We start from the raw sequence: 15,844 nt of genomic DNA, 5'->3' as shown, positions 1-15,844 counted from the left end.
ACGTTTCCACACCTGGGGAGGGACACCGTGAAGCGGTTGAGTGGGTGGGACGCGTTCCTGCTGTATACAGAGACGCCCAACGTGCACATGCACACGTTGAAGATCGCGGTCATCGCGCTCGAAGACATGGGTGAGCGGACTTTCGGAATTGACGAGTTCCGGGAGGTGATCCGCGGACGGCTGCACAAGCTGGACCCCTTCCGCTACCAGCTCGTCGACATCCCGTTCAAATTCCATCACCCGATGTGGCGGGAGAACTGCGACGTCGATCTGGAGTACCACGTCCGGCCGTGGCGGGTACGGGCTCCGGGCGGGCGCCGTGAACTCGACGAGGCCATCGGCGAGATCGGCAGTACCCCGCTGGACCGTAGCCGGCCGTTGTGGGAGATGTACTTCGTCGAAGGCCTGGCAAACGGGCGCATCGCCGTGGTCGGCAAGATCCACCACGCCCTGGCCGACGGGGTGGCCTCGGCCAATCTCCTGGCCCGCGGGATGGATCTACGCGACGGCCCGGACCGCGACGACGACTCGTATGCCACCGATCCTGCGCCCAGCAAGTCCGAACTGGTGCGCTCCGCGTTCGCCGATCACATGCGTCAGCTCGGCCGGTTGCCCGGGACCATGCGATACACGGCCAAGGGGTTCGGGCGGGTTCGACGCAGCAGCCGCAAGCTGTCACCCGAGTTGACCCGGCCGTTCACCCCGCCGCCCAGCTTCATGAACCACATCCTCGACGAGAAGCGCCTGTTCGCCACGGCCACACTGGCATTGGCTGACGTCAAGGAAACGAGCAAGAAACTCGGGGTGACGATCAACGACCTGGTGTTGGCCATGTCGTCGGGGGCGCTGCGCACGTTGTCGCTCAAATACGACGGCAAGGCCGACCATCCGCTGCTGGCCTCGGTGCCGATGAGCTTCGACTTCTCGCCGGACCGCATCTCGGGTAACCGCTTCAGCGGTGTGTTGGTGGCGTTGCCGGTAGATATCGCCGACACCGCCGAGCGGGTGCAGCGCGCGCACGATGCAGCCGCGCTGGCGAAGGAAAGTCATCAACTGATCGGTCCGGAACTGATCGCGCGCTGGGCCGCCTACATGCCGCCGGCGCCGGTCGAGGCAGCGTTCAAATGGCTGTCACATCAAGACGGTCAGAACAAGGTGCTCAACCTCAACATCTCGAACGTGCCGGGACCGCGGGAACGCGGCAAGGTCGGCGGGGCCACCGTCACCGAGATCTACTCGGTCGGGCCGATCACGACGGGCAGCGGGCTGAACATCACGGTGTGGAGCTACGTCGATCAGCTCAACATCTCGGTGCTCTCCGACGATGCCACGGTCGACGATCCGCACGAGGTCACCGAGGGCATGGTCGACGAGTTCCGCGAAATTCGCAGGGTCGCAGGACTTTCGGACAAGTTGACCGTGGTCGAGTCGGCGATGCCGCAGTGACTTCTGCACCGCGAGCGTGCGTGTTTGTCTGCCTACTCGCCGTGCAACAGTGACAGTTGCCGCACGCTCGCGTAGTCGCACATCAACCGGGTTTCTGGATGAACCGGCCAAACGGAAGGATGTGGCCAATGGACAGCCCAGACTCGGAGACTGGTGATCTCGCCGAACTGCAGGAGGAGCTCAGGCTTCGACTGATCGCCGGGTTCTGGGACTACGACGACTTGCTCGAATGGGCATCCGATTCCGAAGTGCTGCAGCCTGACGACGCGGCGCTCCTGGTGGGATCGATGTGGGATGAGCGGGTGGCCGAGCAGGCCGCCTGGCTCGACACCGGTGATTACGGTCGGTTGAAGGACGCGTTCACCCAGCTGGAATCGGAGGGCATCCTCGGTCGGATGTGCTTCTCCTGTTGCATGACCTGTGGCACCAGCGAGATCGATGACGAGCGCACCCTCAATCCGAATCCGCCGGCCTGGTATCGCTACCGCGAGTGGGCCTACACCTTTTTCCACGAGCAGGATGCACTGCGGCTAGGTGAATACCCGCCGAAATTGGCATTGGGATACAGCTCTTTTCGTGCGCATCCCGACTTGCCGGAGGCATTGGTCCAGGCCTCCTACGACGGGGACGAAGCGGCGGCCGAGGAGGTGAAGGACCGTACCGACACGATGGTGGGGCAGCGAATCGTCGCAGTGGCCGAGAGTTTTGGTCTGACCACGTACTGGTCGGGATCACGCCACGAACGCATCGAAGTGGAGATCAGGGAGTGGCGCAAGCCGCTGTCACCCCGCGCCGTCGACATGCCTCAGGAGCAGAACCGGAGCTGGGCGGCACCGGTGCGGTGGCTGGGCACTCTGTTCAATCCACGCGGCGGCGGTTTGTAGTACCGAAGGCGTTCATGAGGGGTATCATTTCTACAAATAGAACTTGGAGAAATTCCTCGGGAGGTTGCCGTGCGCGTCGAGGTCGACCTGGACCGCTGCGAAGGTAATGCCATCTGCGTGAAACTCGCACCGCAGCTGTTTCAACTCGATGAGGACGACTATTCGGTGGTCCAACTCGATCCGGTGCCGGCCGGGCTGGAAGAAGTCGCCGCAAAAGCGATCGAGGAATGCCCCCGCGCGGCACTGCGGCGCGGCTAGACAGTTTCTGAATCTTCCTGTCGGACAAATGATCGAACTGGCCGCGCATCGCGGGAGGACTGGTTAGCCTCCGTTCCATGCCTGCCGCCGACATTGCCGACTTCATCGTGGTCGGTGCGGGTTCGGCCGGATCGATCGTCGCGTCGCGACTGGCGTCGGCAGGTGCCGATGTGGTGCTGATCGAGGCCGGCGGCACTGATCGTCGGCCCGACGTTCCCGTGCCGACCGGGATTGCCTCGCTCTACCTGACGGCGAACTGGAAACATCAGTGCGCGCCCGATCCGAGTAAGGGCGACATCGCCGAACACTTCCCCGGTGGACGGATCATCGGCGGCAGCGGGTCCATCAATGCCATGGTCTACGTGCGCGGTCGCGCCGCCGACTACGACGGCTGGGCCGCGGCCGGATGCGAAGGTTGGTCGTACGACGAGGTTCTGCCGCATTTCAAGGCCATCGAGAACTGGATCGGCGGCGGTGACGAGTATCGCGGCGACGCCGGCCCGATTCCGGTGTCGTGGTGTGGACACCACCACGAGGTCGACGAGGCGTTCATCGCTGCCGCCGCCGAGGCCGGACACGACCGCAACCCAGACCAGAACGGACGGTCGCAACTGGGAGTATCTCGAACCCAGGTCAACCAGCGTCGAGGCCTGCGAGTCTCCTCGGCGCATGGCTTCCTCCGGTCGCTGCCCCGAGATCGACGGCCCCGGCTGCTGGCCAGAACGACGGTGTCGCGGATCCTCATCGAGAACGGTCGAGCTGTCGGCGTCGAGTGCGGGGGTCGCAAACTGCTTGCCCGCCAGGACGTTATCTTGAGCGCAGGCGCCATCGGCTCACCGACGCTGCTGTTGCGCTCGGGCATCGGACCGGCAGGCACCGTGCTCGAGCTTCCCGGCGTAGGCGAGAACTTCCAGGACCACCTGGTCGGCACTCAGTTCTGGGAATCGAAGGTGCCGACGGCAAATACACTCGGGCCGATCAGGGCGCTGAAGGGTGTCGGCTCACTGCTGCTCGGCGGCACCGGGGTACTCACCATGTCGCCGTTCGAAGCCCAGATCTTCACCGACGATTTCCAAATCGCGGTCAGCCCCATACATTACGAGCTCGACGGGAGCACGGGCCGCACGGCCATCGAGCGCGTCGACGGGTTCACCGTCTACACCGTGCTCATGCATCCGCAGACCCGGGGCCGGGTCGGACTGCACGACGGTAAGGCCAGGATCGAGTTCGAGCGTTTGGGCGACGGAGACGACATCGATCGGCTGCGCAAGGGGATGAGCCATGCCCGTGACGTCGTCGAGGGTGCCTCGGCCATGAAAGGCATTGCGGGTGCGTACCTGAACACCGGCGATCAGGATCACGCATGGCTGGCCCGCCGGGAGACCAGCATCGGCCACGCGGTCGGAACGTGCCGCATGGGTACCGATGACGCGTCGGTCATGGACCCCGAGTTGCGCGTGCACGGCATCGACGGACTCCGCGTCATCGACGCATCCGTGATGCCGACACTGACCTCGGGCAACACCAACGCGCCCACCATGATGATCGCGCACCGCGCTGCGGATCTCCTACTCGGAGTGTGACTTTGCTCGCCGCTCACGCCGGGGCGGAGGCGAGGAGAAATTCTGCCAGCTTGGCGCTGGCGGGGCCGAGCCGTGACTGTTCGGCTGAGGCGAGGTAGATGTCCCACATAATCGCCGGTCGTATCTCGATGGCGCGCAGGTCCGGATAGTGCGCGGCCTCACTGGCGGGCATCACGATGGTGCCGAGGCCGTGTCGGACCAGACGGCCGGCAATCGAGTATTCGAGAGCCACCTCGTGAGACACCCGGGCGTCGACGCCGGCAGCCGCGAAAGCGGTGTCGACGAGACGTCTGAGGCCGAATTCGCGCGGAAACCCGATCAGATCCTCGTCGCAGAGTTCAGCGACCTCGACGTCATTGCGGTCTGCGAACGGATGATCCCTGCGGCAGACGAACACCATCGGTTCTCGGCACAGCAACTGCATCTGAACGCGCGCGGGGAACCGGTCCGGTGCCGATACCAGAGCCAGGTCGAGTGAGCCGTCGGTGATCGCCGAAAGATAGGCCATGGAACCAATTTGGCTCTGCCGCAGCCTGATGCGGACAAGCGGATACTCGCGGTGGAAGTCGCCGAGTATCTCAGGTACGTCGAGCGTGCCGAACGAGATCAGCGACCCGAGGTCGACCGTTCCGGTCAGCTCTCCGTGGTACGCGCTCACCGCGTCCTTTGCCAGTCGCGCGGTCTGGACCACTCGGCGGGCATGCTCACGGAACAGCTCTCCCGCAGGTGTGATCCTGATCTGGTGTTTGGAGCGGTCGAACAGATCCACTCCGAGTTCCTTCTCCAGTTTCGCCACTGCCGTGGACAGGGCCGACTGGACAACGTGTGTCTGGTTCGCGGCCCGGGAGAAACTCATCTCACTCGCGACCGCGATGAAGTACTCAAGCTGGCGAAGTTCCATGACCTCGACTATCTCGTTTCGCGATAGAGATGATCAATATTGTTCGTTGGACTTGATGGATTGGCATTGGTCTGATGGAAGGGCAAGATTCGAACGAAGGAAGTGAACATGCTGGCTGCAGGCAATGTCACGGTCACCGATCTGCTGTGCGTCACCCCGCCCCGGATTCCCGAGGGCGCGCATGCGATGACGCAGATCATCGAGATCCCGCCGGCCGACCCTGGCGTGCAGCCGCACCGTCACTCCGGACCCGTCTTCGGCTACGTGCTGGAGGGGACGATCCTCTTCGAGCTGGAGGGTGAGGCACCCCGGAACATTGCTGCGGGAGAGGCGTTCTGGGAGCCCGGTGGAGATGTGGTCCACTACCAGGTCGCGAATCTGGACCCGCACCACCGCGCTGTTTTCCTGGCGGTCTGCATCTGCGCTCCGGGCGTCGACATGATCACCATGCTGGGTCCCGACGAGATCCAGGCCCGCGACCACCTGCGTCATCCGGACGCGCGTCAAATCAACATCGGCTGACCGAGGAACGAGGAAACAACCGTGAAAGCCCTGATCACCGGCGACCGCGCTGCGGGCGCCGACGGACTGTCGCTGTCCGAGATCCCCCACCCGCATGCGGCCGAGAACGACGTCATCGTCGCGGTGCACGCGGCCGCTTTCACTCCCGGTGAGCTGGACTGGCCGGGAACCTGGGTCGATCGCGCCGGGCGGGACAGGACGCCCGCCGTGCCTGGTCATGAAGTCTCTGGCGTAGTTGTCGAACTCGGCTATGGCACAACGGGCCTCACGGTCGGGCAACGGGTCTTCGGAGTCACCGACTGGGCCCGCAACGGCACTCTCGCCGAGTACGTCGCGGTCGAGGCGCGAAATCTTGCGCCGCTGTCGGCCGGTGTCGACCACACCACTGCGGCAGCACTTCCGATCTCGGGACTGACAGCCTGGCAGGGATTGTTCGACCACGGGCACCTTGCGGCCGGGCAGACCGTGCTGATCCACGGCGTGGCCGGTGCTGTCGGATCGATCGCGGCGCAGCTGGCGCGCGAACGCGGAGCCCGGGTGATCGGTACCGGTCGGGCAGCGCAGCGGGACGCCGCGCTCGAGCTGGGGGCCGATGCCTTCCTCGAGCTGGAAGGCGGGTGGGAAGAGGCCGTCGGCCAGGTCGACGTGGTGTTCGACGTGATCGGCGGTGAGATCCTGGATCGCTCAGCGCAGTTGGTGCGGGCGGGTGGCACCCTGGTCACCATCGCCGAACCACCCCGGGTTCAACCGGCGGACGCTCGGGCAGTCTTCTTCGTCGTCGAACCCGACCGGACGCAACTCGTGATGCTCGAGCGCAAACTGCGCGACGGCAAACTGCGGCCGACTGTCGGTGCGGTCCTTCCGCTCTCGGATGCGGTGTCGGCGTTCAACCCGGCGAAACGCGTCGCGGGCAAGACGATCATCCGGGTGGTCGAGGGCAGCTGAAGCCGCACACCGCGAGCGTGCGCATAATGCGGCCGTTTCAAGGCGTGTCGGGCGACAAACACGCACGCTCGCGGTGGTGGGTGAGTGAGCTACTGGATCGGCTCGTCTCCCAACACCGTGGTGCGCAGCATGTGGCGTGGTGAGTTGGGTTCGTACGGCGCGGCCCGGTGCAGGACACCCTGGTTGTCCCAGATGACGGTGTCACCGACCGACCACTTGTGGCTGTACACCTTGTCTGTGGTGGTGGCGTGGGCGAGGAGCTCAGCGAGCAGGGCCCGACCCTCGTCGCGTTCCATCCCGACGATGTAGTCCGCCGAAGCGCCCAGTACCAACGACTTTCGCCCGTTGCGGTGCGTCCACACCAGCGGGTTCTCGTGGGTAGGTCGGGCCTGCCAACGGCTCAGCTGATCGGGTGTCGGATCCGGATAGACCCGCCGCTGCGACGCTTCCAGGGAGTGGACCACCCGCAACCCGCGATAGCGCTCCTTCTCGGCCTCATCGAGCGAGTCGTAGGCCGCATAGGTGTTGGCGAACTCGGTTTCACCGCCCCGGGCAGCGACCTCCAGGGCTGACAGCACCGTCGCCTTCTGCGGGCATTCGTCGTGCATGGGGGTGCAACCGTCGATATGCCAGTCGAACGTCGCCTTGAGGTATTCGGCGGCCTTGTTCTTCGTCTTGTCCAGCGTGATCGGGTAGATACCCGAGACCGGGTGATGGCCATCTGCCGAGCGGTCGATTTCGCCGAGGCGCTGTGAAAAAGCCACTTGGGCTTGGGGATCCAGATGCAGGTCGTGGAACACCAGCACCCCGTTGTCCTCCAGGGCGTCGAGTACCGCGGCTCCCAGGCTGTCGTCGGTGCCCAGGCGTTCGGGATCGACGCCGACAACCTCGGCGCCCACCGAAGTGGTCAGCTTGTTGATGGTCAACACACTCATCGGGTGCGTCCTTTCGGGGTTCGGTGGTGTTACGGCCGTGGCTCGCCGGTGCGGATCATCACGGCGTCGGCGGAATCGGTCGGAGCTGGTTGGTGCATGATCTCCACCGACATGGCGACCATGATCAGCGAATAGATCAGGTGCAGCAGGTTGAGCGCATCGTCGGGAATGTCGTCGAGCGGAAACTTGTCGCAGTACTCGATCGCCTCCTCGACGCGCGGGAAGAAGGCGTCGTAGAACTCGTGCATCTCCGGCATGGTGCTGGCCAGCCGGCGCTCCCAGCGCTCGGTCTCCGTTGGCAGACACCAGATTTCGGCGTAGGGCTCCAGCTCGGCGAAGGCGCTGGGGAGTCGAGGGGAGGTCATCGTGACGTCCCCACCGGCGTGCGGTCGCGCTGATAGGCCTCGACCCAGTCGACCGCCATCTTGTGCAGGTGCCGCACCAGGATCTCCTGATCGTTGAGCGGGTACTCGTCGACGACGTCGTATTCGAGCGCGGCCTGGGTGCCGCCGAGCATGCCGGCGTCCTGCAGGGCGAATTCCTTGAGCACCACGGCGGCTACCTCGTGCTCGACGCGTTCCCGCACCGTGCGTGCCGGGTGGAAATAGGTGAACGCCTCGAACCGATGGGTGTTGTGTGAGGTCGGCCAGTAACGGTAGAGCAGGTACCAGCCGCCGTAGATCAGGATCTCGAGGTTGGGGAAGATCTGGAAGTTGCTGATCCCCCAGGGATCGATGTTGCCCGGGTTGAGTCCGTGCATCGGCAGTTCGCCGATGTCGGGAGTCCGCCAGGGACCCACCAGCCCGCTTTGGGTGGCGCGCTCGATCGGGTACATGTATTCCGGTGCCAGCAGCCAGCGTCGGGTGCCGGCCGTCGAGACGAGGCGGTGCGGGCCGTCGAGTTGAAAGTGGCCGCAGGTGAAGCCGGCGTTGGGATCCCGAACCTCGGGCGGCACCTGCTGGGTGTGCAGCGAGGGCACGTGGTAGTACTCCTGGAAGGCGTCGGCGAAGATCTTCCAGTTGCTGTTGTTGTGTGCCACCCAGTCGTATCGCTCGGTGAGTTTGTCGAACGGGTAGTCGTCGAGCGCGGTGACCATGGGGCCGAGGAACTCGCGCAAGCTCTGGCGTGGTTCGCGGTCGAAGTTGACGAACACGAAGCCCGCCCAGACGTCACAGTGCACCGGAACCAGTCCGTAGTCATCGGGGTTCAGGTCGCTGAAACGGTCCGCGTCGGGCAGCGATATCAGCCTTCCGTCCAGGCCGTAACGCCAGCCGCAGTGCCGGCATTCGAACTCGGCTCCGGTACTGCGTAATTCGGTGGCGCGGAAGTCCGGTGACACCAGCGTGTGCCCGCGTCGACGGCACAGGTTGTGGAAGGCGCGGATACCGCCGTCGTGGTCTCTCACCAGGAGCAGCGACGCTTCGGCGGCCTCGATCTGCCGGGTGATGAAACTGCCGACCTCGGGCGTCTCTTCGACCCGGCTGATGTTGAGCCAGGCCCGCTTGAAGATGGCCTCCTGTTCCAGGGCGTAGAACTCTTCAGAGATGGAGTCCCGGAACGGGATCGGGCCGGTACCCAGATCGGGATAGTGTTCGGTCCAGGAGCCCTCAGCCGGCTTGGGCCACTTGGTTGCCATGTGAACCTCCGTGGTGACTAGTGCGTTTTCGGACTGCTCGGACGGCTCGGGAGCCGTTACATCACTGCGCCGCCGTTCACCCCGAGAGTTTGACCGGTGATGAATCCGGCCTCCTCGGAGCACAGGAACCCCACGGCGGCAGCGATATCCGCACCGGTACCGAGTCGGCCGAGCGGGATGTTGGCGGCGATCGTCTCGTTGGGCGGCAGGTAACCCGCAGCTTGCGAGTGGTGCTGCATCGGGGTCTCGATACCCGATGGCGGGATGTTGTTGACCGTGATGCCGTTCGCGGCGTACTCGCGCGCCAGCGATTTCGTCAGGGTCAGCAGGGCGCCTTTGGAGGCGGCGTAGTGGGCCGCGAACGGGGTGCCGCGCTGCGCGCTCGACGAGGAGATCATCACGATGCGACCCCACCCCGCCTCGACCATGTCCGGCAGTGCCACCTGGCAGCAGCGGAACGTCCCGCTCAGGTTCACGTCGATCATCTGCGCCCAGGACTGTTCGGTGATGTCCGCGAACGAGGCGTACCCGAACATGCCCGCGCTGGTCACCAGGATGCCGACCGGCCCGAGCTTGCTGCGCACCTTGCCGAAGGCCTCTTCCACCGCAGCCCGGTCGGTAATGTCGGCGCCGACCGCGAAGGCGGTGGCGCCGGCCGACCGCAGGTCGTCGGTGACGCGTTGGGCGGCATCGGCATTGACGTCGAGCACGGCGACCTGATGTCCACGCCGACCCAACTCGTGGCACGTCGCCTCGCCCATGCCTGATGCCCCGCCGGTCACCACGGCCACCCTGTTCACACTGGTTTTACTCATAGACCACTCTCACTGTGCGGCTGGTGGGCAGTGCCTGGCACGTCACCACCCAGCCCTCGGCAATCTCGTCGTCGTCGAGGGCGTCGTTGTTGAGCATGCGCGCGCTGCCCTCGACCACCTGAGCCATACAGGTTCCACACGAACCGGTTTCGCAAGAGGACGGCGCCTTCAGGCCGGCCAGCCGCGCGGTCTGAAGCAGGGTGTTACCTGCGCGGTACGGCGCGGTGACGGTGCTGCGGCCGAGTTCGATCGTCACCTCTTCGGTGACCGCAGGTTCGTCCGCGTCGGGCGGCGGGATCGCAGCGACGCTGAACCGCTCTAGATGCACGTGCTGTTTGGGGACCCCGGTGTCGAGCAGGACCCGTTCGACGGTGTCCATGAACGGGGCGGGTCCACAGACGTAGTAATCGGTAGCCGCATGGCTGTCGTTGGCGATGAAATCGGCGATCTGTTGCGGCGAGACGACGCCGTCCAGATCGTCGAGGTGATGGTGCACCTGAAGGTGCTCGCTGTGGCTGTCGACGAGGGCTGCCAGCGCCTCCCGGAAGATCACCGAGTCGAGATTGCGGTTGGCGTAGAACAGTCGAGTCCTGCGGGTGGTGGCGGCCAGCGCCGACTGCACCAGCGAGAACACGGGGGTGATGCCGCTGCCGCCGGCGAAGGTGACGATGTTGCGTTCGCCTGCAGTAAGGACGAAGCGGCCTTCGGGCGGTGCGACGTGCAGTTCGTCGCCGATGCTCACGGTGTCGTTGACCCAGTTGGAGACCAGGCCGTCGCGATCACGCTTGACGGTGATCCGCAGATCGGGATCGACGGTCGGCGACGAGGACATCGAGTAGCACCGGCGATGTTCGGCCCCGGCGATTCTCGGCCGAATGGTGATGAATTGCCCCGCCGCATAACGGAATCGGTCTCTGGCCGGCTCGGGGATGTCGAGTACCAGGGATACCGCGTCGGAGGTCTCCCGGATCACCTGCTTGATCCGCACGGGAGTGAACCCGTCGGCGTCGATCACGTCGGCGGATTCCGTGCGGGGCGTCGTCGTAGATGTCTCCATCGCGGTCAACAATATCAAGTACTTGTCATTAATCTCAAGTGGTAGATATCGACGACGGTGCGGGGGCCTGACCCACTCCCGTAGAGGTGCGCAGGCGATACGTCCGCACCACCATTTCGCCTGTTCGGTGCACCTCGATTACCTGTCGGTAAGTCCTAGGCTCTAGGCTGCGGTCTGACGCTCGCGGTGATTGTGCCGCTCTACCTGCCGCACACACCCCGAGGACACCTTGATGGCGATCGCCGATGTTCCCGCCTACCTGCATCTCAGCAGGGAGGATGTCGAAGAGATCGCCTATGAACTCGAGGTCATCCGCCGAGACGTCGAGGAGTCGCTCGGGGCGCAGGACGCGGCCTACATCCGGCGGGTCATCCACTTCCAGCGGGCGCTCGACGTCGCGGCACGACTGATGATCGCCGGCACCCGGTCGAAGACCGGATGGTTGGTGGGAACGTGCGCACTGGCATATGCGAAGTCCATCGAAAACATGGAGCTCGGCCACAACATCTCCCATGGCCAGTGGGATTGGATGAACGACCCTGAGATCCACTCCAACACCTGGGAGTGGGACATGGTCGGACATTCCGCGCAGTGGCGGTACTCGCACAACTACCGGCATCACGTGTACAGCAACGTGCTCGGGATGGACGAGGACATCGGCTACCGCCTGCATCGGGTCACCACCGACCAGCCGTGGCGCTGGGTCCACTTGGCGACACCGGTGCGAAACCTGGTGCTGGCCGCGATGTTCGAATGGGGCATCGCCCTGCACGGCCTGCACTCCGAGCGTCTGCGGCACGAGACGCCAGACGGCCTCGCCGTGGAAAAGCGGAAGTTCTTCGGCAAGATCGCCCGCCAGTTGAGCAAGGATTACGTGGTCCTGCCCGCCCTGAGCCTGCGCCGGTGGCGTCGGACCCTGGCTGCCAACATCACCGCGAATGTGGTCCGGAACCTGTGGGTGTACGTGAACATCATCTGCGGGCACATCCCCGACGGCGCCGAAACTTTCGATCCGGCGGTGGTCGAGGATGAGACCAAAGGCGAGTGGTATCTGCGGCAGATGGTCGGGACCGCAAACTTCAACGCGAGCCGGCTGCTGGCGTTCTCAGGCGGTCACCTGTGCTACCAGATCGAGCATCACCTGTTCCCTGACCTGCCGAGCAACCGCCTCCCAGAGGTCAGCGTTCGTGTACGGGAACTGTGCGAGAAGTACGACCTGCCCTACAACACGGCGTCGCTTCCGCGCCAGTACTTCCGGACCCAGCGGATCATCCACGGGTTGGCGTTTCCCGACTGGATGCTGAGCATCGGCCGGCGACGCCGCAAATAGGCGATCGCCTCGTCGGGAGGCGGAGATGTCACGGGTCGATGTGATCGGACTGAGGGGTGTTGCCCGTCCCCTGTTCGATCACCCGACGCAGGAGCGCCTTCAGTTGCTCCTGCTCGTCGTCACTGAGCACGCCGAACACCCGCTCATGGGCGGCGACGGCGTCGGCGACCACCGCCGAGGCCACCGCCCGGCCTTCGTCGGTGAGGAAGACCTGCAGGATGCGTCCGTGCTGGGGATCCTGTTTGCGCTCGACCAGGCCACGCTTCTCCAGCGCGGTGAGCGCGAGCTGCACGCCCTGCGGGGTGATCAGCAGGCGACGAGCCAACTCGGCGCCCGACAAACCCGGTTGATTGGTCAGCTGGCGCAGGACACCGATCTGGGCCGTGGTGACCCCGTGGTCCTTGACCGACTCGTTGACCTCGGTGAGCGAGAAGTAGAACGCCTGTTTGAGCCACCACAAGGTGTTCTCGGTGAGGTCCATGCTCTCGTCTCCTGCCGTGCCTGTCATTTTCGACGCTAGCGCACGTCACCTGGTTCGCGGCGAGCCGCTCAGACGTGCTTGTAGATCGCGCCGTCCTTCATCACGAACCGGACGTCGAGCGTCGTCGCGATGTCGACGCTGGGATCGCCCGCGACGGCGATGACGTCGGCCAGGTAGCCCGGGGCCAGCTGCCCCAGCTCGTCGGCGGCATCGACCAACTCCGAGGCCACCAGGGTCGCGGCCTGCAACGCCTGCATCGGGGTCATGCCCCGCTCGACGAGCGCACACAATTCCTTCGCGTTCTCGCCGTGCGGGACGGCCGGGGCGTCGGTGCCGCAGGCGATCCGGACCCCGGCGGCGATGGCCTTGGGAAGCATGGATTTTGCCCGGGGGAACACCTCGAGTGCCTTCTTGCGTAGCTCGGGGGCGATGCGGTCGATGGCCATGGCATCGGTGAGATAGGTGGTGGACACCAGGAACGTGCCGTGGTCGACCATCATCTGGATCGTCTCGTCGCTGGCCAGGAATCCGTGTTCGATGCAGTCGATGCCGGCGCGGATACAGGCCTGGATCGCGGTGTCGCCGACCGCGTGGGCAGCGACCTTGACGCCTGCGCGATGGGCCTCGTCGGCGATCGCGGCGAACTCGGCATCGGAGTACTGCTGGGCGCCCGGCGCGGTGCTGTGGGACATCACGCCACCGGAGGCCGACACCTTGATCAGCTTGGCGCCGTGGCGGATCTGGTAGCGCACGCACGCGATGACGTCTGGAACCCCGTTGGCGATGCCCTCGGCGATCGACAGCGGCATGATGCCCGGCGCCAGCCGCTGGAAGACCGTGGGGTCGAGGTGTCCGCCGTAGGGGGTGACGGCGTGGCCGGCCGGATAGATGCGCGGCCCTTGGTGCCAGCCCTGGTCGATGGCCCGCTGCAACGCAACGTCGAGCAGGTAGCCGCCGGTCTTGACCATCAGGCCGAGGTTGCGGACCGTGGTGAACCCGGCGTCCAGCGTGGTGCGGGCGTTGACCGCGCCGCGCAGCGTCCGGTACGCCGGATCGTCCTGCACACCGTGCATCGGGGTCGGCAGGCCGCCTGGGTTGCCCGGACCGCCGATCAGCAGGTTGAGTTCCATGTCCATCAGCCCGGGCAGCAGGGTGGCGTCGCCCAGATCGATGACGGTAGCCGAATCCGGTAGTGGCCCTTCGGGGTTGATGGCCTTGATGCGGTTGCCCTCGACGACGACGACGGCCGGGGAGTGGACCTGGCCGGCAGCCACGTCGATCCAACGGGCGGCGCGAAGGACTGTCGTTTTCACGTTGTCGGTCTGGGTCACGGCACCGGCTCGGCGACGCAGTCCAACGATGTGGCACCGGAGTCGGGTACCCGTGGCTGTTTCCAGCACTCCACCGGGAACGACACTGTGATCATCGAATACAGCAGGTGCATCAGGTTGAGCACGTCCTCGGGCAAGGCGTCGAGGCTGAACTTGTCGCAGAAGCTGATCGCCTCCTCGGCCCGCGGCGTGATCGCGTCGTAGAAGGCCTGCATCTCGGTCATGGTGCTGGCCAACCGCTTGCTGTAGCGCTGCGGCTCGCTGGACAGGCACCAGTCCGAAAATTGTTCGAGGTCGGCGAATTCGGCCGGCAGTTTGACGCTCATCGGTTCACACTCCCGCGGTCTTGCGTTGGTAGTCCTCGATCCACGACGCCGTCTCCTTGTGCAGGTGACGCAGCAGGATCTCCTGATCGCACAGCAGGAACTCGTCGACCACCCGGGTCTCGATCGAGGTCTGCGTCGCTTCCAGGGTGTTGGCATCCTGCAGGCCGTACTCCTTGAACGAGACCGCGGCCAGTTCCTGGCCCAACCGCTCGCGCGGGGTGCGTGGCTGCGGAAAGTACAGCGTGCACTCGAAAGTGTGCGTGTTGAACGACGTCGGCCAGTAGTGGTAGGTCAGATACCAGCCCTGTCCCCAGAACAAGATGACGAAGTTCGGGAACAACTGGAACGAGTCCAGCCCCCACGGATCGCACTTGGCGGGGTTCAGCCCGGCCGGCATCTCGCCGAGATCGGGCTTCTCCCACGGTCCGAAAAGTCCGCTCTGGCAGATGTCTTCCATGGGCTTGCGCATCTCGTCCGGCATCTCCCAGGCGCGCACGCCAGACGTGCTCACCAGCCGGTGCGGCCCTTCGATCCGGTAGTGCGGGGCCTCGAAACCGGACTCCGCGGCGGCCTTGGAGTAGGCGGTGGGGGATTGGTTCGCGTGCAGGATGGGTGCGTGGTAGAACTCCTGGAAGGCGTCCATGTAGAGCTTCCAATTCGCCTTCACCTCAGAGCGATACGTGAATCTCGAGGTCATCTTGTCGAACGGGTAGCCTTCGAGATCGGTGATCATGGGGCCCAGGAATTCGCGCAGTGACTGCTCGGGCACCTTCGCGAAGTTGACGAAGATGAAACCTTCCCACACCTCGCAGTGCACGGGAACCAGGCCGTAGCGGCTCTTGTCCAGGTCGAAGAACTCTGCCTCCTGCTGGACGAAGGTCAGCTCACCGTCCAGGTCGTAGCGCCAGGCGTGGTACTTGCAGGTGAACTGCCGGCACACTCCACTGGTCTCTTCCAGCGGCATGTCGTCCCACACCAGCTTGTTGCCGCGGTGTCGGCAGACGTTGTGGAAGGCCTTGACCTCTCCGGACTTGCCTCGTACCACGATGATCGAGGTGTTGGCCGCCTTCATCTCCCGGGTGAAGTAGCTGCCCTTGCGTGAAAGCTGTTCGACCCGGCCGACATTCAGCCAAGCGCGTTTGAAGATCGCCTTGCGTTCCAGCTCATAGATCTCCGGGCTGATCGAGTCTTCGTAGGACACCGGCCCGGTGCCGAGCTCCGGGTAGTGCTGAGTCCAGCTGCCTTCAGCCGGCTTGGGAAACCGAGCCATGCCCGCTCCTCTGAGGTGTGGTTCGACCGATGATGCCGACATGGGGCTGCAATGCCGGCCAGGGGCTTCAGGCTCGACGGTAGACGCCGGTTTCATCAATGACAAGTAGTTGATACTCTGAGTT

General features: G+C 64.7%; 17 protein-coding genes. 7 read left to right on the top strand and 10 right to left on the bottom strand.

From position 1 onward, the window contains the following. The first annotated feature begins 27 nt into the window (after positions 1 to 27). The 4 genes from AC4ELS_RS18090 to AC4ELS_RS18075 all read left to right on the top strand — a co-directional run bounded on the left by AC4ELS_RS18090 (position 28) and on the right by AC4ELS_RS18075 (position 4,171). Positions 28 to 1,446: a WS/DGAT/MGAT family O-acyltransferase gene (locus tag AC4ELS_RS18090; protein ID WP_064882033.1), complete on the top strand. Its 1,419-nt coding sequence runs from the start codon at positions 28 to 30 to the stop codon at positions 1,444 to 1,446. 128 nt (positions 1,447 to 1,574) lie between these two features. After that, a complete protein-coding gene (locus AC4ELS_RS18085) occupies positions 1,575 to 2,330 on the top strand; it encodes a DUF6891 domain-containing protein (protein ID WP_448448112.1) in 756 nt (251 codons plus the stop codon). 69 nt (positions 2,331 to 2,399) lie between these two features. Further along, complete coding sequence (locus AC4ELS_RS18080; RefSeq protein WP_064957848.1) at positions 2,400 to 2,588, top strand: ferredoxin; 189 nt, start codon at positions 2,400 to 2,402, stop codon at positions 2,586 to 2,588. Positions 2,589 to 2,665: 77 nt separating this feature from the next. Further along, complete coding sequence (locus AC4ELS_RS18075; RefSeq protein WP_499048524.1) at positions 2,666 to 4,171, top strand: GMC family oxidoreductase; 1,506 nt, start codon at positions 2,666 to 2,668, stop codon at positions 4,169 to 4,171. 13 nt (positions 4,172 to 4,184) lie between these two features. On the opposite strand, the gene AC4ELS_RS18070 is transcribed toward AC4ELS_RS18075, so the two are convergent. After that, positions 4,185 to 5,072, bottom strand: a complete 888-nt coding sequence (locus AC4ELS_RS18070) for a LysR substrate-binding domain-containing protein (RefSeq protein ID WP_448448116.1) — start codon at positions 5,070 to 5,072, stop codon at positions 4,185 to 4,187. Between the two features lie 108 nt (positions 5,073 to 5,180). Between AC4ELS_RS18070 and AC4ELS_RS18065 the strand changes: the two genes are divergently transcribed. Together AC4ELS_RS18065 and AC4ELS_RS18060 are read left to right on the top strand one after the other, a co-directional pair. Then, entirely contained in the window at positions 5,181 to 5,594 is a 414-nt protein-coding gene (locus tag AC4ELS_RS18065) for a cupin domain-containing protein (RefSeq protein ID WP_064934231.1), read from the top strand. Between the two features lie 21 nt (positions 5,595 to 5,615). After that, positions 5,616 to 6,539: an NADP-dependent oxidoreductase gene (locus AC4ELS_RS18060; RefSeq protein ID WP_064957850.1), complete on the top strand. Its 924-nt coding sequence runs from the start codon at positions 5,616 to 5,618 to the stop codon at positions 6,537 to 6,539. Between the two features lie 89 nt (positions 6,540 to 6,628). Here the strand turns inward: AC4ELS_RS18060 and AC4ELS_RS18055 are convergent, their stop codons facing one another. From AC4ELS_RS18055 to AC4ELS_RS18035, 5 genes are read right to left on the bottom strand one after another with little or no spacing between them, the layout of a single operon-like run. Then, positions 6,629 to 7,474: a TauD/TfdA dioxygenase family protein gene (locus AC4ELS_RS18055; RefSeq protein WP_448448119.1), complete on the bottom strand. Its 846-nt coding sequence runs from the start codon at positions 7,472 to 7,474 to the stop codon at positions 6,629 to 6,631. Positions 7,475 to 7,503: 29 nt separating this feature from the next. Next, positions 7,504 to 7,839 (bottom strand): hypothetical protein, encoded by a 336-nt coding sequence (locus tag AC4ELS_RS18050; RefSeq protein ID WP_448448121.1) that lies wholly within the window; start codon positions 7,837 to 7,839, stop codon positions 7,504 to 7,506. Next, positions 7,836 to 9,110 (bottom strand): aromatic ring-hydroxylating oxygenase subunit alpha, encoded by a 1,275-nt coding sequence (locus AC4ELS_RS18045; protein WP_499048519.1) that lies wholly within the window; start codon positions 9,108 to 9,110, stop codon positions 7,836 to 7,838. Before AC4ELS_RS18045 ends, AC4ELS_RS18050 begins: the two co-directional genes overlap by 4 nt. Positions 9,111 to 9,166: 56 nt before the next feature. Beyond that, positions 9,167 to 9,925, bottom strand: a complete 759-nt coding sequence (locus AC4ELS_RS18040; RefSeq protein ID WP_448448125.1) for an SDR family NAD(P)-dependent oxidoreductase — start codon at positions 9,923 to 9,925, stop codon at positions 9,167 to 9,169. Beyond that, positions 9,918 to 10,982, bottom strand: a complete 1,065-nt coding sequence (locus tag AC4ELS_RS18035; protein WP_448448127.1) for a 2Fe-2S iron-sulfur cluster-binding protein — start codon at positions 10,980 to 10,982, stop codon at positions 9,918 to 9,920. Before AC4ELS_RS18035 ends, AC4ELS_RS18040 begins: the two co-directional genes overlap by 8 nt. Positions 10,983 to 11,214: 232 nt before the next feature. Between AC4ELS_RS18035 and AC4ELS_RS18030 the strand changes: the two genes are divergently transcribed. Continuing rightward, positions 11,215 to 12,312 carry a fatty acid desaturase family protein gene (locus AC4ELS_RS18030; RefSeq protein ID WP_064882056.1) on the top strand — a complete coding sequence of 366 codons (1,098 nt, stop codon included), beginning with the start codon at positions 11,215 to 11,217 and terminating at the stop codon, positions 12,310 to 12,312. A gap of 28 nt (positions 12,313 to 12,340) precedes the next feature. On the opposite strand, the gene AC4ELS_RS18025 is transcribed toward AC4ELS_RS18030, so the two are convergent. The 4 genes from AC4ELS_RS18025 to AC4ELS_RS18010 form a co-directional block, all read right to left on the bottom strand. Further along, a complete protein-coding gene (locus AC4ELS_RS18025; protein ID WP_064882058.1) occupies positions 12,341 to 12,793 on the bottom strand; it encodes a MarR family winged helix-turn-helix transcriptional regulator in 453 nt (150 codons plus the stop codon). Between the two features lie 68 nt (positions 12,794 to 12,861). After that, complete coding sequence (locus AC4ELS_RS18020) at positions 12,862 to 14,106, bottom strand: metal-dependent hydrolase family protein (protein WP_448448130.1); 1,245 nt, start codon at positions 14,104 to 14,106, stop codon at positions 12,862 to 12,864. A 14-nt stretch (positions 14,107 to 14,120) separates the two neighbouring features. Next, positions 14,121 to 14,450: a hypothetical protein gene (locus tag AC4ELS_RS18015; protein WP_064882060.1), complete on the bottom strand. Its 330-nt coding sequence runs from the start codon at positions 14,448 to 14,450 to the stop codon at positions 14,121 to 14,123. Positions 14,451 to 14,454: 4 nt separating this feature from the next. Continuing rightward, the gene (locus tag AC4ELS_RS18010) at positions 14,455 to 15,720 is read right to left on the bottom strand and encodes an aromatic ring-hydroxylating oxygenase subunit alpha (RefSeq protein WP_064882062.1); all 1,266 of its coding nucleotides are present in this window, start codon (positions 15,718 to 15,720) and stop codon (positions 14,455 to 14,457) included. Between the last annotated feature and the right edge of the window lie 124 nt (positions 15,721 to 15,844).

Source organism: Mycobacterium shunyiense (genome assembly GCF_058270035.1).
The sequence above is the reverse complement of the archived record's forward strand: the minus strand, read 5'-3'. Positions and strand labels throughout refer to the sequence as shown.